The sequence below is a fragment of the Rhizobium sp. BK313 genome, from assembly GCF_014193655.1.
Lineage (GTDB): Bacteria > Pseudomonadota > Alphaproteobacteria > Rhizobiales > Rhizobiaceae > Rhizobium.
On the sequence record NZ_JACHZQ010000008.1, the window covers coordinates 282894 to 301244 of the forward strand.

At 58.7% G+C, this 18351-nt stretch carries 16 protein-coding genes and 2 pseudogenes; 7 read left to right on the forward strand and 11 right to left on the reverse strand.

From position 1 onward, the window contains the following. Positions 1-2: 2 nt before the first annotated feature. Together FHT86_RS31770 and FHT86_RS31775 are read left to right on the forward strand one after the other, a co-directional pair. On the forward strand, positions 3-725 hold the full coding sequence (locus FHT86_RS31770) for a heme-copper oxidase subunit III family protein (RefSeq protein WP_133710759.1): 723 nt from the start codon (positions 3-5) through the stop codon (positions 723-725). 10 nt (positions 726-735) lie between these two features. Then, complete coding sequence (locus tag FHT86_RS31775; RefSeq protein ID WP_133710758.1) at positions 736-1068, forward strand: cytochrome C oxidase subunit IV family protein; 333 nt, start codon at positions 736-738, stop codon at positions 1066-1068. A gap of 110 nt (positions 1069-1178) precedes the next feature. Here the strand turns inward: FHT86_RS31775 and groL are convergent, their stop codons facing one another. The 3 genes and pseudogenes from groL to FHT86_RS37690 form a co-directional block, all read right to left on the reverse strand. Continuing rightward, the gene (gene groL / locus FHT86_RS31780) at positions 1179-2807 is read right to left on the reverse strand and encodes a chaperonin GroEL (protein WP_133710757.1); all 1629 of its coding nucleotides are present in this window, start codon (positions 2805-2807) and stop codon (positions 1179-1181) included. A gap of 54 nt (positions 2808-2861) precedes the next feature. Further along, positions 2862-3176, reverse strand: coding sequence for a co-chaperone GroES (gene groES / locus FHT86_RS31785; protein WP_133710756.1), 315 nt, complete (start codon positions 3174-3176; stop codon positions 2862-2864). A 246-nt stretch (positions 3177-3422) separates the two neighbouring features. Next, positions 3423-3623: pseudogene (locus tag FHT86_RS37690) on the reverse strand (aldo/keto reductase); the annotation flags it as partial. Between the two features lie 20 nt (positions 3624-3643). Here FHT86_RS37690 and FHT86_RS38280 point away from each other — a divergent pair. The 3 genes and pseudogenes from FHT86_RS38280 to FHT86_RS31800 all read left to right on the forward strand — a co-directional run. Continuing rightward, positions 3644-3877: pseudogene (locus tag FHT86_RS38280) on the forward strand (sugar kinase); the annotation flags it as partial. A gap of 171 nt (positions 3878-4048) precedes the next feature. Next, on the forward strand, positions 4049-5008 hold the full coding sequence (locus FHT86_RS31795; RefSeq protein WP_133710754.1) for an acetylxylan esterase: 960 nt from the start codon (positions 4049-4051) through the stop codon (positions 5006-5008). After that, on the forward strand, positions 5005-5733 hold the full coding sequence (locus FHT86_RS31800; RefSeq protein WP_133710753.1) for an esterase family protein: 729 nt from the start codon (positions 5005-5007) through the stop codon (positions 5731-5733). The genes FHT86_RS31795 and FHT86_RS31800 overlap by 4 nt, the downstream gene beginning before the upstream one ends. Before the next feature lie 113 nt (positions 5734-5846). Here FHT86_RS31800 and FHT86_RS31805 read toward each other — a convergent pair whose 3' ends face one another. Continuing rightward, positions 5847-6041 carry a hypothetical protein gene (locus FHT86_RS31805; RefSeq protein ID WP_133710752.1) on the reverse strand — a complete coding sequence of 65 codons (195 nt, stop codon included), beginning with the start codon at positions 6039-6041 and terminating at the stop codon, positions 5847-5849. A gap of 471 nt (positions 6042-6512) precedes the next feature. Here FHT86_RS31805 and FHT86_RS31810 point away from each other — a divergent pair, with 471 nt between their 5' ends. After that, a complete protein-coding gene (locus tag FHT86_RS31810; protein ID WP_133710751.1) occupies positions 6513-6893 on the forward strand; it encodes a GFA family protein in 381 nt (126 codons plus the stop codon). Between the two features lie 182 nt (positions 6894-7075). Here FHT86_RS31810 and FHT86_RS31815 read toward each other — a convergent pair whose 3' ends face one another. The 3 genes from FHT86_RS31815 to FHT86_RS31825 all read right to left on the reverse strand — a co-directional run bounded on the left by FHT86_RS31815 (position 7076) and on the right by FHT86_RS31825 (position 10823). Beyond that, positions 7076-8161, reverse strand: coding sequence for a DNA topoisomerase IB (locus FHT86_RS31815; RefSeq protein ID WP_133710750.1), 1086 nt, complete (start codon positions 8159-8161; stop codon positions 7076-7078). Between the two features lie 130 nt (positions 8162-8291). Then, a complete protein-coding gene (locus tag FHT86_RS31820) occupies positions 8292-9578 on the reverse strand; it encodes a DUF763 domain-containing protein (protein ID WP_133710749.1) in 1287 nt (428 codons plus the stop codon). Between the two features lie 180 nt (positions 9579-9758). Continuing rightward, positions 9759-10823: a glycosyltransferase family A protein gene (locus FHT86_RS31825; protein WP_133710748.1), complete on the reverse strand. Its 1065-nt coding sequence runs from the start codon at positions 10821-10823 to the stop codon at positions 9759-9761. Between the two features lie 555 nt (positions 10824-11378). On the opposite strand from FHT86_RS31825, the gene FHT86_RS31830 reads away from it, so the two are divergent. Continuing rightward, the gene (locus tag FHT86_RS31830) at positions 11379-14030 is read left to right on the forward strand and encodes a glycosyltransferase family 39 protein (protein ID WP_166656969.1); all 2652 of its coding nucleotides are present in this window, start codon (positions 11379-11381) and stop codon (positions 14028-14030) included. Between the two features lie 90 nt (positions 14031-14120). On the opposite strand, the gene FHT86_RS31835 is transcribed toward FHT86_RS31830, so the two are convergent. The 4 genes from FHT86_RS31835 to FHT86_RS31850 all read right to left on the reverse strand — a co-directional run bounded on the left by FHT86_RS31835 (position 14121) and on the right by FHT86_RS31850 (position 18283). Further along, on the reverse strand, positions 14121-14891 hold the full coding sequence (locus tag FHT86_RS31835; protein WP_133710746.1) for an enoyl-CoA hydratase/isomerase family protein: 771 nt from the start codon (positions 14889-14891) through the stop codon (positions 14121-14123). 8 nt (positions 14892-14899) lie between these two features. After that, positions 14900-15919, reverse strand: coding sequence for a carbohydrate ABC transporter substrate-binding protein (locus FHT86_RS31840; protein WP_133710745.1), 1020 nt, complete (start codon positions 15917-15919; stop codon positions 14900-14902). 1 nt (position 15920) lies between these two features. Then, positions 15921-17114: a CaiB/BaiF CoA transferase family protein gene (locus FHT86_RS31845; protein ID WP_133710744.1), complete on the reverse strand. Its 1194-nt coding sequence runs from the start codon at positions 17112-17114 to the stop codon at positions 15921-15923. 122 nt (positions 17115-17236) lie between these two features. After that, a complete protein-coding gene (locus FHT86_RS31850) occupies positions 17237-18283 on the reverse strand; it encodes a LacI family DNA-binding transcriptional regulator (RefSeq protein WP_133710743.1) in 1047 nt (348 codons plus the stop codon). Positions 18284-18351: the final 68 nt, after the last annotated feature.

Below are 18351 nucleotides of genomic sequence, written 5' to 3' on the forward strand. Positions count from 1 at the left end.
TGATGACCGAATCCATAGAAAGACCGACAAGCGATCCACTTCTGCGGCCCGTGGGACTGCGCGGCGTCGCGGCTGATCTGTCATCGGACCAGCGGGCGTTCAAGAACGTCTCCTGGGGCAAGGCGATGATGTGGATCTTCCTGCTGAGCGACACCTTCATTTTCGGCTGTTTTCTGCTGGCCTATATGACGGCGCGGATGTCGACCACCGTCCCCTGGCCCAATCCCAGCGAGGTTTTCGCCCTGACGATCGGAGGCAAGGAAATCCCGCTGATCCTGATCGCCATCATGACTTTCGTCTTGATCAGCAGCAGCGGCACGATGGCCATGGCCGTCAACTTCGGTTACCGCCATGATCGCCGCAAGACCGCCGCACTGATGTTGGCGACGGCCGTTCTCGGCGCGACATTCGTCGGAATGCAGGCATTCGAATGGACCAAACTGATCAGGGAAGGAGTCCGCCCCTGGGAGAACCCATGGGGGGCGGCGCAGTTCGGTTCGTCCTTTTTCATGATCACGGGCTTTCACGGCACCCACGTGTCGATCGGGGTCCTTTTTCTTCTGATCATGGCACGCAAGGTGTGGCGGGGAGACTTCGATCAGGAAAGACGGGGTTTTTTCACCAGCCGCAAAGGCAACTATGAGATCGTCGAGATCACGGGATTATACTGGCATTTCGTCGATCTGGTCTGGGTATTCATCTTTGCATTCTTCTATCTGTGGTGAGGATGGCATCATGGCACAGGCGCAGGCACATTCCGGACAGCAGCATCCGATAAAACTTTACATGGTGGTTTGGGGGCTGCTTTTCGTCCTCAGCACCTTCTCCTACCTCGTCGACTATCTCGGCATTCAGGGCTATCTCAGATGGTCCTTGATCCTACTGTTCATGATCCTGAAAGCGGGGCTGATCGTTGCCGTTTTCATGCACATGGCCTGGGAACGCCTGGCGTTGATCTATGCCATCCTGGTTCCGCCAGTCCTGGTGCTTGTCTTCGTCGCTCTGATGGTGTCGGAATCGCACTATACGGAGCTTACCCGGATGGCCTTTTTCGGCGCCGGCCCGTAGGGAGTAAACCCAAAATCTGTGGAACAGTGTTGCCCTGCGCCAGTTGTTCAAGTGTACGAAGAAAACAAGGATAGTGGCCCGCCCAACCGGGCGAGCCATCATGGGGAGCTTTAGAAATCCATTCCGGCGCCGGGAGGCAAGACCGGACCGGCATCTTTCTTCGGCTTCTCGGCGATCATCGCTTCCGTCGTTACCAGAAGCCCCGCGATGGAGGCCGCATCCTGCAACGCGGTGCGCACGACCTTGGCGGGATCGATCACACCCATGGCGTAGAGATCGCCATATTCGCTGGTCTGAGCGTTCCAGCCGAATGAGAAATCAGCTTTCTCGCGCAACTTGCCGACGACAATCGAGCCCTCGGCGCCGGAATTCTCGGCGATCTGCCGGACTGGTGCTTCGATCGCCCGACGGACAATATCGACGCCGACGCGCTGGTCGTCATTTTCGGTCTTCAGCCCGTCGAGTGATTTGACCGCCCGCAGCAGCGCCACGCCACCACCCGGCAGGATGCCTTCCTCGATCGCGGCACGGGTTGCATGCAACGCATCGTCGACGCGATCCTTCTTTTCCTTCACCTCGACTTCGGTCGAGCCGCCGACACGGATGACAGCGACGCCGCCGGCAAGCTTGGCAAGACGTTCCTGCAGCTTTTCGCGATCATAATCAGACGTGGTTTCCTCGATCTGGGCGCGGATCTGCGTGACACGACCCTCGATCTCGCTCTTCGATCCGGCACCATCGATGATGGTGGTGTTTTCCTTTTCGATAACGATTTTCTTGGCGCGGCCGAGCATATTGAGCGTGACGTTTTCCAGTTTGATACCGAGATCTTCGGAAATGACGGTGCCGCCCGTCAGGATAGCGATATCTTCCAGCATGGCCTTACGCCGATCGCCGAAGCCCGGAGCCTTAACCGCTGCGATCTTGAGGCCACCGCGCAGCTTGTTGACAACGAGCGTCGCGAGCGCTTCGCCTTCGACGTCTTCGGCGATGATGAGGAGCGGCTTGCTCGACTGGACGACCGCTTCGAGAATCGGCAGCATGGCTTGAAGGTTCGACAGCTTCTTCTCGTGAACCAGGATATAAGGCTCTTCCAATTCCGCCCGCATCTTGTCCTGGTTGGTCACGAAATAAGGGCTGAGATAGCCACGGTCGAACTGCATGCCTTCGACGACCTCGAGTTCGGTTTCGGCAGTCTTGGCTTCCTCGACGGTGATCACGCCTTCATTGCCGACCTTCTCCATCGCTTCTGCGAGATAACGTCCGATTTCTGGGTCACCGTTGGCAGAGATGGTGCCGACTTGAATGATTTCGGAATTGTTGGAGATCTTGCGGGCATTGGTCTTCAGTTCCTTGACAACGGCGTCGACGGCGAGGTCGATACCGCGCTTCAGGTCCATCGGGTTCATGCCTGAAGCGACCGCCTTTGCTCCTTCGCGAACGATGGCTTGGGCAAGCACGGTCGCGGTTGTCGTGCCATCGCCCGCGATATCGCTGGTCCTGGAGGCGACTTCACGCAACATCTGTGCGCCCATGTTCTCGAACTTGTCTTCCAGTTCGATTTCCTTGGCGACGGTGACGCCGTCCTTGGTAATGCGCGGGGCACCGAATGACCTGTCGATCACGACGTTGCGGCCCTTCGGACCGAGCGTCACTTTGACCGCGTCGGCAAGAATATCCACCCCGCGCAGCATACGGTCACGGGCATCGGTGTGGAATTTGACATCTTTGGCAGCCATTTTTCACTCCTCCATAGGCAGCAACGTTTTGACTGATGGTTGAAGGGAGACCGCTTACGCAGCCCTCTTGCCTGCCGCCTGGGTCTCGATGATACCCAGAACGTCGCTTTCCTTCATGATCAGCAGATCTTCACCATCGATCTTGATCTCGGTGCCGGACCATTTGCCGAAGAGGATGCGATCACCAGCCTTGACATCGAGCGGCTGGATCTGGCCGGCCTCATTGCGTGCGCCAGGGCCGATGGCAACGACCTCACCTTCCTGCGGCTTTTCCTTCGCAGTGTCAGGAATGATGATGCCGCCCTTGGTCTTTTCTTCAGACTCGACGCGGCGAACGAGAATGCGATCGTGAAGCGGTCGGAACGTCATGTTCTCCTCCAGGACAAATGATGATGATCAATGCGCCCTTGCCCGGACCTGACAACACTCCAGCGGGTGCCGAAGCTGTCCAATGTTCGGTGAAATTTGAACTGGCTTCCAAAGACGTGTTTTCAAGAGAGGAGGGCGAAAATTTAAGCACTCTGCGCCGTCGACTGCCAATATCGTGGAGGAAGCCATGAATTTGGTTCAGTCGTTCGATCTTACGCGAATGTCTCTTCCTGGAAACGCACCACTTTAGCCATTTTTCAGGCAGCGCACCTCCACTGGAGAAAGCTGGATATCAAAGGCCTCGAGGCTGTGATTGAGTTCGGCCAACGAACGGGGACCGATCAGCGGAATGACTGGCCAGGGCTGACGCAACACATAGGCGAGCGCGACCTGGTTCGGGTCTTTCCCAAGCCGTTTTCGCGGCCTCCTGCATCGCCTCGGCCTCCGCGGCCGAAACACCCATCGGAGTGATTGTTACTGGCGGTGAAGCCGTGTCTTTCTGGGACGCTCTTTTCGGGCCACTAAGATCGACCATGGCCATTCACACCTTTCGCGCGTCTCCTCCGCTACTTCCGGATTGGGAGGATAACTCCTGGGCACGGGGCGCGGCGGCACTCGTCACGCAGAAATTCTTTGACTTCGAGACATCAGGCGGCACGACGGGGGGCACCGAAGGATTGGTCAAAACTTCGGTCGCTTAGAAAGCAGCGTTCCAGCCTTCAAAGACGCGTCACGCTGTTGCGCAACCCTCCCCTTCAAACCGACTGCCGGCGTAGCTCGACCTTCGGCCGGCCAGGCAGATGACGTGGTTTTGCCGGCATTGCAGACGTTGAAGGCTTGCGTCGCCAATCCTTTCACGAGACAAGCATCATATGAGCGTTCCAAAGACACACCCCTTCGCCTTTGATCCAACCTATGGCATGCAGCTCGATCAGCTCCTCGCGATCGAGCCGCCCGAGGCAGCATCGGGCTTCGACGATTTTTGGATCGAGCGCTATCGCCACGCGGTTACGGTCGACCCCCAGCCGAAACTTCGCCGCAGCAGGATCAATCATCCCGACTGGCACGTTCTCGACGTTAGCTACACATCGACCGGCGCATTTCAGATCGGCGGCTGGCTGCTTCTTCCCCGAGATGGGACGGTGCGGCGCGGCCTCGTCGTCGGGCACGGCTATGGCGGACGGAATTTGCCGGACTTCGATCTGCCGGTGAAAGAGACAGCCATGCTGTTTCCTTGCTTTCGCGGGCTGTCCCTCAGCGCGTGTCCACCGATTCCGGCGGATCCCGGCGGACATGTCCTTCACGGTATCGAAAGCCCGGATTCCTACATCATCGGCGGCTGCGTCGATGATCTGTGGATCGCCGTCTCGGCGCTTGTTGCTCTTTATCCTTGGCTCGCGGGGCATATCGGCTATAGCGGCATCAGCTTTGGCGGCGGTATCGGGGCGCTGGCAATCCCGTTCGATAGCCGGATCGATCGCGGGCATCTCGTCGTGCCGACCTTCGGGCACCGGCCGTTATGGCTGACCTTGCCGACCGTCGGGAGTGCCCAATCCGTCCAAGCCTATCAGAAAAAGCAAGGAAGCGTGCTCGAAACCTTGCGCCTGTTCGATGCGGCAAGCGCGGCTGCCCGCATCAAGGTACCAATGCTCGCCGCTACAGCCCTGTTCGATCCCGCCGTAGCACCCCCCTGCCAATTTGCAGTGGCAAACGCACTGCCAAAATTTAACGAAATCTTCATCCTCGATGCCGGCCATTTCGACTATGTTGGCAGCAGCGAGCAAAATGCGCTCCTTCGCGAAAAGGTCGAACGATTTTTCAAGGTGCCATGAACCGAGAATACCTGCGCTGGTACAGCCAGCGCCTGCATCGAGACATGGAGCTACTGGTGTTCGGCCATGCCGGCGCCAAGGTGTTGATGTTTCCGACGCGAGACGGGCGTTTCTGGCAGTATGAGCAGCTTGGCATTGTCGCCAGCCTTGCCGACAAATTGCAAGCCGGTCATCTTCAGCTCTACTGTATCGAGGGTCTGGCCACCGAAACCTTCTACGGATCCCAACACCATCCGGCCGATCGCATTCGCCGGCACGCCGCCTTCGAAGAATATATTCTGAACGAGGTTCTGCCGCTGATGGCGCAGAAAAACGCTCATGACTGCACCATCGTGCATGGCTGCAGCCTCGGCGCTTTCCAGGCCGCCAGCCTCGTCTTTCGCCACCCTCACCTCTTTCGCAAGCTCGTCGCCTTTTCCGGCCGTTACGATCTGACGATGAAGATCGAGTCCTTTGGCGATCTGTTCGACGGTTACTACGACGACGATGTCTATTTCCACACGCCGACGCACTTCCTTCCAGGGCTTGCTTGCGAATGGCGGCTTGAAAGGCTGCGCCAGGTCGACATCGTCCTCACCATCGGAGACGCAGACCCCTTCCTCGACAACAACCGCCACCTGAGCCAGCTTCTCGTCGATAAGCAGGTCGGCCATCAACTGCATGTCTGGGGCGGACGCGCCCACCGGGCAGGTGCCTGGCGCAAAATGGCGGCGCTGTATATTTAACGATCGGCTATGGCAATCCAGATGAAGGCATCGGATGGCCGAGGGGTAGACCCATGAAGGCCTTATCGCGGCGAGTCGCCGCTCGCCAAATCTACATCCGAAGCGATCGAGGCCTACACCAAGCCAACCGGAATGGGGGCAAGCTTTTTGCCGGCGCCGTAGTCGCGCTCATGAGACCTACGGTGGCGTCTTTCGCGACTTGAGGAAAAGTCAACGCGATTGTGCTCCAATTCCACCATACCGTCCGGATAGGTTCCGGTGTCATCGGTTTCCACTTCCGACTGCGCGGTGACGATTTTGAAATTCATCGTGTTTCCTCCGGTCCGGCGCAGAAACGGTTAGCCCTGCGCGTGGTTCCATAAGTAATCACAAAATTATTAAAAAATTAACTACGTTCGTTAATTAATTCGGGTGATACCGATCAAGCCGAGTTTGCCAGTCTCAAGCACGCCTGACACAGGGCGTTGTGGGGAGCATTTTCGCGATACCGGCGTTCAACCCAGGATTTTGTTTTGGAGGTCTCCATGGATCGATCTAAAATTGCTTTCGGCGACCGCAATCGATGTCGTCTCCACCATTATTTCCATGACGTTCTGCTTCGCCGGGCATGATCTCCAAGCGGATCGTGGCGAGAATATCGATCTCGAAAAGACTCCACGGCCGAAGAGGTCTCCGATATCGGGAACATTTGACCGATATCGGCGGTTTCCGGTTCACACGGGACGCCAGGCTGCGCTCATGCCGTCCGGCAGCAAGTCAATGCAAAGGGAGGCTTTGAAATGATATTGCGACATGGATCATGCCGCTGCGGAAGGGTCCGCTATTCCGTCAGCGGAGAGCCGAAACGCGTCGGTATCTGCCATTGCACCGACTGCCGCCAAGAAAGCGGTTCGGCCTTTACGTTCTTTGGCATCTGGGAGGCCGAGGCATTCTCTGCGACGGGCGAGACCGCCATCTACGAAGGCCGGAAGTTCTGTCCTCAATGTGGGTCGCGCCTTTTTTCGAATGACGATGTCGAGGCCGAGATCAAGCTCGGCAGCCTCGATACCGCACCGACCAATTTGGTTCCGACTTACGAACTTTGGGTAAGGCGGCGCGAACGCTGGCTGCAGCCTCTACCTGGAGCGGAGCAATACGATCAGGACCGACTAGCCGAATAGCGCGAACTTGGGATGGTCATGAAGACCTGCCGCGCATCAGCGAAAAAATGCGCGGATATTTCCGCTGGATTGTCGCACCGGGTGAACACGCAAGTGACGAACGTCCAATTCCTATAGAATTGGCCGAGGAGTTCGGTGGGATCCAGGATGAGGCGCCCATCATGCTCGCGGAAAGCCAGGAATTACGATCCGTTCTTCTCAATCGCCTTGAGCCATCGGAGAACTCTGATCTCCTCATCGTCCATCCATTGCGAGAGGCGAACGCTCGTCGTTGGACGCATCTGTTTCAGAATGACGAGCCTGCCGGCTTCGAAGTCTTCGAAGACCCTGGGATGAATATAGGAGGCCCGGCATACCGCCCGCGTGTTGACGAGCTGCGCCGCGACGCTGTCGATCACCTCATTGATCTGTCGCGCCCGTTGTCGTTGCGTCTCGCCGGCCTTGATGGACGCAAGTGCACAAGCGGCAAGGCATGTTGCGCCCCAGGTGCGGAACTGCCGCGAGCTGAAGTCGCCGCCCGATGCCATTTGTATATAGGCATTCACGTCCTGCGACCGGATCGGACGACTATCGCCGCTGTCATCAAGATATTGGAAAAGGTGTTGTCCCGGAAGCTCCTGGAGGCGCTTGATGACATTGGCGATGCGCCGGTCGGTATAGGTCAGGCGCCATTCCTTGCCGGACTTGCCTTTGAACTTGAAATGCACGCTCGAACCGGCGACCTTTACATGGCGATTGCGAAGTGTGGTCAAACCATAGGAGCCATTTGCGACGGCATAGGTCGCGTTGCCGACCCGGATGAACAGATCGTCGAGCAGCAAAACCACTATGGCCAAAGCCTTGTCCAATGTCGGGCTTCTCAACCGCAGGTCCGCATCGACCTTCTCACGTATCCTTGGAAGCGCGGATCCGAACGCGCAAAGCTGGTCGAACTTGGCTTTATCGCGCTTGGCCGACCATTCGGGGTGATAGCGATACTGCTTTCGTCCCCGCGTATCTGTCCCGACAGCTTGAAGATGGGAATTGGGATCGGGCGAGATCAGAACGTCGGCATAGGCCGGCGGTATCGCCAGGGCTGCAAAACGGGCAAGTTCATCGGGATCCGTGATCCGCGTTCCGTCGCTGTTATAATAACGAAATGAATTCTTGCCGGGCTTCCGCGCTATGCCACCCTCTAGGTTGGAAAGGTAGACAAGCGCGCTTCCGGGCGAGGTGGTCTGCTCGGCAGGCGACGCGGCGGTGGCGAGACAACGTAGCTGTTGATCCATGTCGCCTGTAACAATGCAGAGCGTTTTTCGGTTCCATCGGCGCGGAAAAAATCAAGGTGGAGGCCATGTTGACGCTGGGTCTAGCTGTACACAACCTCAACGGTCGGCACATCCACCAGCAGACCGCCCCTTAACGTTTTAACGGTCGCGAGCGTCTTTCCGCATCATCCTCATCGGAACGGGAAGGAGGCTCCCAGCCGAATACGCTGCGTCCACCAAACAGCGAAGATTTGTCGAATTCGCCGGCAACAATCTCCTTGAGATCAGGACCGGTGACATATCGTTCGAGCACGCGGGACTGATCGTCCAGGCGCTTCAGCGCCTGCAACTCCTCGTCGCGACCAAGCCGTCCCTTCCGCACTGCCGATTTCATGACGTTGATGGTCTCGTCATAGACTTTCAACGGAACAGGGAAAGGGTGGCGATCTTTGCCGCCATGCGCCAGCGAAAACCGGGCGGGATCGGAGAAGCGGTAGGGTGCGCCGTGCACGACTTCTGCAACCATCGCCAATGCCTTGACCGTTCTTGCACCAACGCCGGGCGTCAGCAGCAGGGCCTCGAAATCCACCGGCCCGCGATCGGCGGCGGCCGCCAGATTTCCGTGCAGTCGCCGCATGTTCACATCGGTCTCGCGGACATCATGATGTGCCGGCATGATCAGGTGCGGCAGCATGGGTTGCGCATGGTTTTCGGCGGCCGCCGTCGGTTCGGCTTCCAGCGCAGCGAATTCGCGCACGATCCTGTCCGGCCCTAAGGAGGCCAGCAGATCGAGCTGGCCTGCACGCGATCGATCGGCGCGCCGATCGGCGAGATTGACGATCCGGCCCTGGTCTCGTCCCTCGATTGCCGCATGTGGAGAGTCGAGAAAGCTTGTCAGTCCTTCGGATAGCCAATGATATCGCCGCGCCTGTCGTCGATCACCGTTCATTCCCTGCTGGACGACGACCCATTTGCCGTCGTCCGCCACGATGAAGCCGTGCAGATAGAGATCGAATCCGTCCTGAAGGGCAGCGCTGTCGACCTTGGCAACAAGCCGGCTCGTCGTCGCAAGTGCTGCACCATCGATGCCGACACGATTACCGATCGCCGCCAGCTCATCCGGTGTTTTGCGCGACTGAGCGCCGCGACCGCCGCAGACGTGCAGCCCAAGTTCGCCGGAGAGCGGCGTCAGGCCCCGTTTCAGCGCACCGAGGACGCTGGTGGTAATGCCCGAGGAATGCCAGTCCATGCCCATGACAGCACCTAAGGACTGGAACCAGAACGGACTGGCTAGCCGCCGCAGGAGTTCGTCACGCCCGTAATGCTGAATCACGGCCTCGGTAATCACGGCGCCCAAACGCGTCATCCGGTCACCGAGCCATTTCGGCACCCGCCCTCCATGCAGCGGAAGATCAGCGTTGCCCGCTCTTTGTGCCAAGTTCATTGCTCTCCGTCTCAGATCCCAGGCAATGTAGTACCCCCAACTAGATTGCGCCATGCGGATGTCGATCCGGGGCGCGGAAAACCGACGTCTTCGCGAGATCCGAGTTGGTCAGCGATGACGCCGGAAGGATATTGACCGGCTTGGCACGGTCTTTGTGGGGTACTCCACAAAAACCTATCCGATAGCGTGGCGTATGGTCTTCGAAAGGCGCAGCAGGAAGGCGGGCCTCGACGAGGCGACGAGCTTCCATGACAGGATCGCTTTCGCCATGCGACTAGGAAGTACGCCGACGGACAGAAACCATGCCGCCAGCATCGCACGGCGTCGGAAAGACGCATTCATTTTCAAGCTGGCGGCGGCACCGGCAGCGCCGAGCGCAAATCTGGAATCGCCGACTATGGGATGCCGGGACCTGTCCATGCAAAGCGATGCCAAGCGCTCTTCCAAATGGATGGGATCATGGAGATTGACATCTGACGGCACCGTCAAGCCGATCTCGTCCGCCTGATGCGACAACGCCTCCATTCGATGAAAATCATGCTCCACCCGCCAGCGCGCGCGTTGGCCAAGCTTCTCCGCAAAGACGGAATGATTGGCGCCATGGATGCGGTAAGCCCCGAGGCAGGCGTCGATCGACGTCACTTGTCCATGGAGAGGCGCCACGGTGACCAGGTAACCATCGGCGCCCTGTCGGAAATCAGCCTCTGGAACCGGCATGATCACGTTCAAAGCCGTGCGCTTGAAAGCCAAACCGCTGGTAACGGTGGTCTGATAGCGCCCTGTCTGCAGCAGCTTCGGGGTGACATCGCCGGAGTCGAACGGGAGTTCCGGAGGCGGGAAGACATCTTTCACCTCCATATCCTCATCGACAATGTGCAATCTGAACTGCACCTGGACGGTATCATCCTCCCAGGCATCGACGATTTCGGATATCGCGTTCGGGTAAAGGTAATCATCGGCGTCCAGAAAAAGGACGATCTCGCCCCGGCTCGACGCAAATCCGGTGTTGAAGGCTGCAGCGTGCCCGCCATTGGTCTTTCTCAGGCACGTCTTAATTCGAGATCCATATGAAGCGACGACATCGGCCGTGTCGTCCGTTGACGCATCGTCGACGACGATGACCTCCGTATTGTCGTAGCTTTGCTCCAAAGCACTGTCGATGGAGCGTCTCAGGAAGCGCGCGTAATTATAATTCGAGATGATGATGGAAACCGGAACACGGTCAGTGATGGAGTGCATCGCATTGAACCTCGCAAATCTGCTTTGGTCGCGGCGAACCTACTCATTCAGGTCCTGTGGATAAAACCCGTTCCAGCAAGAACAGTCCTTCAAAGCTGAAAAACTGCCGTCACAGACATGCTGGCCAGCGGGTGGCGGAGATTATGCTTGATCTGTCTGTATCGTTACAAACCTCCCGAGCTTTATGGCTTTTGAATGACCATGGCTTTCGAACCTCATGGCTGAGCACCGGCCGGCCGGCTCTACAATTCAGCTTGTCCCATTGTGTCGGCAAAGGCCCAGAGACGTCTTCAGGTGGCTGTCAGCGTCATTGCCGATAGTCGCGCCCCACTGAAACAGAAAGTCGTCTCATATGAAGCAAGTTCAGGCCCAAGTGTATTATTTGGGCATTCAGACCTCACCGCACCGGTTTACGGTTGCTCTGGTGTCCCCGCGCCTTGGCGCTTTTTCCTCGTCTGTAAACCTGTGAGCGCTTCCGACAACATTTCAGATCGGCCACGAAAGTCGGCCGGTATCGTCCACGCATCTCAGCTTATGGTTTCTCCCGATCACGCGATGCACCAGCAATCCGTTTCGGTTGTCGTTCCGACTCTCAATGAGACCGACAATATCGATATTCTTCTGTCCTCCCTGCTTTCGCAATCCGGTGGTGACCTCGCACTGGAGATCTTGATTGCCGACGGAGGATCGACCGACGGCACGATAGAGCGCGTCCGGTCATGGGAAGTCAAGGCGCCCATTAGGCTTATTGCCTCAGGCGGGAAGGGAGGTTTGGCGGGAGATGTCTTGGCAGCGGCGAGATATGCCCGCAGTGACATCGTGGTGGTCATGGATGCCGATTTGAGCCATCCGCCGCAGGAGATCCACAACCTTGTCAGACCTATCATCGACGGGACAAGCGACATGGTGGTTGGAAGCCGCTATGTGCCGGGCGGCGACACGCCGGACTGGCCGCGGTCTCGCCGGCTGCTCTCGCGCCTCGGCGGTGCCTTGGCCTGGCCCTTGACCGATATGCGCGATCCGATGTCCGGATTCTTTGCCGTGCGCAAAGAGCGGCTTTTGGCGATCGATCCAAAGGCAATCGGTTTCAAGATCGGTCTGGAGATCATAGCCGAAGGCGGCGATGCGCTTCGCCTAACCGAGGTCCCGATCATCTTTCGCGACAGAGTGCGTGGGGAAACGAAGATCGGATGGGGGCACATGATAGACTATGCCCGCCGTCTACTGGTCCTTGGTGGAGGCGCGGTTTCCTTTGGAAACGCGACCCGTTTTGCAGGCGTCGGCCTCATTGGGCTGGCTATCGATCTCCTGATCTTCCAGATTCTGTTCGGGGCGGGATTGGGGTTGGTAACGGCGCATGTCGCCAGCTTCGCCGTCGCTACGATCTCCAACTATTTCTTGAACTCCAAGTGGGCTTTTGCCAGCAACGAGCCAAGCCCCCATGAGCGGGATTGGAGACGTTACATCCGCTTCATGACCATCTGCCTGCTTGCTTTCGCCCTGCGGGGCGGCATGCTTGCCGGCGCTGTCGAGCTTCTCGGATGGCCCCCTCAAGCCGCCATCATTCTCGGCGTCGGAGCCGCCGCCATCGTCAATTATTTGGGCAACGCCTTCTTCGTATTTCCGTCCCCAAGACCGCGCATGCCACACGACGTGCGATGGCGCGTGGCGGCAATCGGTGTGCTGGGTTATATCCTTGCTTTACGACTGGTTTTCCTTGGGCTTGTGGATCTTGTGCCGGAGGAAACCTACTACTGGAACTACTCTCAGCATCTCGACATCGGATATCTCGATCATCCTCCGATGGTCGCCTGGCTTATATGGGCGGGAACGAGCCTGTTTGGCAATACGGGGTTTGGTGTCCGTATCGGCGCTTATCTCGCTTGGATCGTGACCGGCTTCTTCGCTTTCCGGTTCTCGCGCAATCTGTTCGGCAAATCGGCGGCGTTCGTCAGCGTGCTGCTCGTCGCCATCTTGCCGTTTTTCTTTTCCACCGGCTTCATGATGATGCCGGACGTACCCCTGACGGCTGCATGGGCTGGGACGCTCTATTTTCTGGAGCGGGCGCTGATAGGGGACAAGCGTCGGGCCTGGTGGGGTATTGGTCTATGCGTGGGCCTCGGAATGCTCTCCAAATATACGATCGCGCTCCTCGGTCCGGCTACGCTCCTCTTCCTTCTTCTTGACGCCAGGGCGCAACGTTGGTTGTTGCGTCCCGAACCTTATCTTGCCGTCGCGGTCGCTGCCCTGCTTTTCTCGCCGGTCATCTACTGGAATGCGACGCATGGTTGGGCGTCGTTCGCATTCCAGAGTTCGGGCCGTCTACAAAGCGCAACCACCTTCTCGCTTCCTGCCCTGATCAGCAGCGCCGCCATCCTGCTGACACCGTTGGGATTGGTGGCTGCGATCGCCGCGCTGACAACCAGAAACGCCGGGATATTCGGCACCAAGGCGGACCCTGACGCCACCCGCCGATCTGTCTTTATCAAGATCTATACGATCGTTCCCCTGCTGGTCTTCGTCGCATTCAGCCTCTTTCATGAGGTCAAGCTGAATTGGACGGGGCCGCTCTGGCTCGCTCTTCTGCCGGCGATCTCAGCGACCATTGTTGCAGCCAGCAGCAACGTGTCGAGATTCGACGGCGTGCTACAACGGCTATGGGTGCCGACCGTGACGACCATGCTCGTGGTCTACGGGCTTGGTCTGCATTATTTGGTCCTCGGATTCCCGATGGTCGGTCACTTCGGCAACATCCGGACGCTGCCTGTCGCATGGCAGGAATTCGGCCGCGAAACAGGATTGATCGAGCATAGCGTCGAGCAGGAAACGGGTAAGCAGGTCCTATTGGCTGGAATGGACAAGTATTTCGTGGCAAGCGAGATCGCTTTCTATGATCGTGTGGACGACGATGCCGTTCGGACCTCCGTGGGGCGGGGCGCTTTCGGCCAAGATAGTCTGATGTACGGCTACTGGTTCAAACCTGCCGACCTGCAGGGGCGCACCGTCATTCTTTTCGGACTGAAGAGGGGCGACCTGGAGCAAGCATCTCTCAGCACGTTGTTTTCCCGGATAACCGAGATCAAAGAGCAACAAGTTACGAAACACGGAGCGCCGGTGGGAAGCTTCTTCTACAGGATCGGATATGATCTTCGCAGTTGTCTTCCGCTTGTGGCCCAGATATCGGGGATATCGTGCCATAGGCAGTGAGGCGAATACCCGTGTTCGGCAGTCGCCCGGTATCTCTGCTGAACCTCGCCCACTCTGAACGCCTCGATCCGATCGTCGGGATCTGCCGCATCACCTTCGGGTGAAGACCGGCGGCCTCTTTTCCTTGAAAGCGGCGCGCCCTTCTGCGGCGTCCGCCGTTGCAAAACAGATCGTCTGAAGGTCGCGTTCGTATTCGATCGCCTTTTCAAGCGGCATCGAGACTGCGGCCTTGAGATTGAGCTTGGCGGTTTCGGCTGCGATCGGCGCGCGAGAGGCGATGACCTCGGCGATGGCGCGGGCTCGCGGAACAAGCTGCGCCAATGGCAAGACTTCGCTGACAAGCCCCCATTGCAATGCCTTTTCGGCCGGTATGGGATCGCCGGTCATTAGCATCAGTGCGGCATTGGAAGCGCCGATGGAATGGAGAAGGTGCGCCGCCATCCCGCCACCGCCGATCCAGCCGAGCTTGATCTCGGGAGCTGCGAACTGGGCATTGTCCGAAGCGATGCGGATATCGCAGGACATGGCCGTTTCAAGACCTCCGCCGAACGCATAGCCGTTGACGGCGCAGATCGTCGGCTTCAGCAGCGCGCGGAAGGCGTCGCAATAATCCGGGCGGTTACGGAACTGCCAAGGCGTCTCATAGGTATCGAGCTCGCGAATGTCGGATCCGGCACAAAAGGCACGCTCCCCTGCACCGGTCAGGATGACGCAGCGGATCGTATCGCTGTCGTTGCAGGTCTTGACCGCTTCGACGATGTCATCCGCCATTTCGGGCGTGACCGCATTCAACTTCTGCGGGCGATTGAGGGTGATGGTGGCAATGGCGCCATCAATGGAAAATTGTACATCTTCGGTCATGGCAGTTCCTATCGTTCGCCACCGGCGACACGGTGTTGGCGGTAGATGGTTTGCAGCTCATCGATGATGGCCTGCGCCGGCGCTCGCGTATCGAACGCTTGCCGTAGCAAGGCGGAGGCTCGAGTCTGGAAAGCGATGTAGCCATTATGCCGTGGACGGACATAGGCGGCCTCCAAGGTCTCCGCAGTATTGTCATAAAACCGGCCCCAGTGCGCATTGACGCCTGCATCGTGCCAAGCCACCCGTAACGACGGCTGTCCCTGATGTCTGGGAATGAAGCCGATCTGGGCCTCAGGGCTCATCAGGCGGCCTTGTCCCGGGGCGGCATAGTTCACGTATCCATAGACGAGCGGACAGAGAATGACGTCGTCCTGCGAGGCCATGTGCTGAAGAATGCTGATCGGGTTCTTCTCGCGCACGGATGATGGACTGCGGTTGGCGAGATCGAGCACCAGCTCATAGACCGCCTTCCCGGTCCCGGATGATACCAGGGTATCCGGATCGGCCTCGGCCGGCGCTTCACCGTAGGCGGCGGCGATCGACAGGAAGGAGAGAATGGCATGCGGGCCGGCAAGCGATAGCGCCACCTTACCGGTCAAAGCCGAAAGTGCCGTCACCTCATCCCAGGTGATCGGCGTAAGGCCATCCGTCAGATCCGCACGGCAGGCCATCACCTGTGTGGCGGCATCGAGCGGCAGAGCCCAATGCGAGCCTGCAAAACGATAGCTTAACAATGACGGTCCGATGCTATCAGCCTCGATTCCAGCAATAACCTCTGTGCCAAAAATCTCTTCCAATGGCCGCAGACATTCGCCGGCAACCGCCTCGCCGACATGCGGATGATCGAGGACAACGAGATCGTAGCGCGCGCAGAGATCGGCGATCGGATGGGACTCGAAGCCCTCCAAGGGCTGTTTGTCCCAGGCGATCGACAGGCCGCTTCCCGCAAAAGCCTGCAAACGCGCGGCGGCGGCAAGGGCGTTGTAACCGCGTGGATGATCCCAGGTCAGAGCCTCCAGCCGCTGCATGTCACAGCTCTCCCGAGGCGATCGCTCCCGCGCGCTCCAATGCCGAAATCTCGCCCGCATCGTAGCCTGCCTCCCCCAGGATTTCGCGGGTGTGCTGGCCGGTTAGCGGCGCACCGCGCTCGACGACGGAAGGCGTCTTGGAAAAGCGGATCGGGAAGCCCGGCGTCTTCACCAGTCCTTCGGTCGGATGTTCGTATTCCACGAAGGTGCCGTTGTGCTTGATCTGTTCGTCCTCGACCAGATCGGCATAGCCATAGACCGGACCGCACCAGATATCTGCCGCCCGCATCGCTTCCAGCCATTCGGCTGTCGTCTTTGCCTTCAATTTCTCACGCGTCTTGGCGAAGATTTCGTCGCGACGGGACCAGGTGTCGATCTCGTCGACCATCGTCAGGAAGCTTTCCTCGCCGATCACTTGGCCAAGCGTCTTAAGCTTGGGAAAGGCGACGATGATGAAGCCGTCGCTGGTGGCGAATGCCCCATAGGGCGCGCGGATGTAGACATGCGCATGCGGCTCGGTGGACCGCTTCTGCGGCTTGTGACCGACGGTGAAGACCGAGAGCTCCTGCATCTGGATCGTCGTGATCGAGTCCAGCATATTGACCTGCACGAGCTGCCCCTCCCCGGTGCGTTCCCGATGGAACAGCGCCGCAAGCGCGCCCTCGAAGGCCGTGTAGGCGGTGATCGCGTCCACCAGATATTGGCCAGCGGCCGTGGGCGCCTCACCCTCGCGCCCGGCGGAAAGCATGGCGCCGGACATGCCCTGCAACACAAGATCCTGGCCCGGACGGTTCATATAGGGGCCATCTTCGCCATAACCCGAGATCGAGACATAGACGAGCCGCGGATTGATCGCCGACAGCGAGTCGTAATCGACGCCGAGACGCTTAGCCACGCCCGGCCGATAGTTCTGGAGGAAGACATCGGCGCTCTTCACCAGTTCCAGCAGCACCTGCTTGCCATCGGGCGATTTCAGGTCGATCGCAAGCGAACGCTTGTTGCGGTTGAGCGACAGGAAGGAGACGTTGACCTTGTTGCCACCGGCACCGCCGGCAGAGACATGCCGTTGCCACTCGCCGGTAACCGGTTCGACCTTCACCACATCGGCGCCAAGATCGCCCAATCTCTGCGCGGCGAAGGGACCCGCCATCGCGATCGAACAATCGAGCACGCGTATGCCTGACAGAACTCCCATAAACGCATTCCTCCCTCGACATGCTTCCCATTGGCCGCAAACTACGCCTTCTTTTCCGATTGTCCAGAGTGAGCGCTAACATTTTTGACCCATTTTCCCGGCAAGGGAAACATGGCAGCGCTTCAGCCGCTCCCGCGGATCTTCAGGGTGAAACCGACGTCGATGCGTTTCGGCGAGGATAGCTTGCCGCGCATGCCTTCGAGCAAAAGGCGGCCCGCTTGCCGGCCAATTTCATCGGAGGGTACGGAAACCGTCGTCAAGGACGGATTCAGGTGACGGGACAGTTCGAAATCGCCGAAACCGGTAATGGCGAGGCTATCCGGAACTGCGATGCCGAGCCGGACGCTTTCGAGCAGCGCGGCGGATGCCAGCACGTCGCTCGAAAACATCACCGCATCGGCATCCGGAAACGTGGCACGCGATCGTCTGAGCAGCTCCACCCCGGACGCCATTTCAAGAGGCAGGTCGCTTGCGATGCAAAGTCTCGGTTCCTCATCCGGAAAGATCGCCTTGATCGCCGTGACAAATCCGTCGCGGCGTTCGGCGGCACGACTGTCGCCCCGCCGCAGGACACCGGCGAAAACGATGCGCCTGCGGCCGCTTTTGGTCAGATGACCGGCCATTTCGGAGATAGCGGCTACGTTGGAAAAGCCGACGAGCCGATCGATCGGGCGGGATGTCATGTCCCAGCCTTCGACGACCGGGATGCCGGCCCGTTTGAGAAGTGCGATGCTGTTGCGGGTATGATGTGTGCCGATGATGAACAGTCCGTCGGGCCGGCGGCCGAGCAGGCTGCGGATCACGTCCTCTTCGCGATCGGACCGATAATCCGTGTTGCCGAGAAATATCTGATAGCCTTCGCGGTGCAGCACCTCGGAGAAATGCTGAATCGTTTCGGCGAAGACCGATGCGGAAAGCGTTGGTATGATGGCCGCAACCGTATTGCTGCGCATGGACGCAAGGTGGCTGGCGGCAAGATTCTGCACATAATGCGTCTTTTCGATCGCATCCTGGATCTGCCTGCTGGTCTCAGTGCTCACCGTGTCGGGAAAACGGAGGTATCGCGAGACAGTCTGCATGGAGACACCGGCAGCCGCAGCCACCTCGGCCATCGTGACGCCGCTTCCCTTTCGCCGCGCTTTGCGGGCGGAGGGGGTAACCTCGGTCATGAAGCCACCTCTGCACCGCGATGCAATGCCAACCGTCCGCTTGCTACGTCACCACCGGCTGTTCGCAT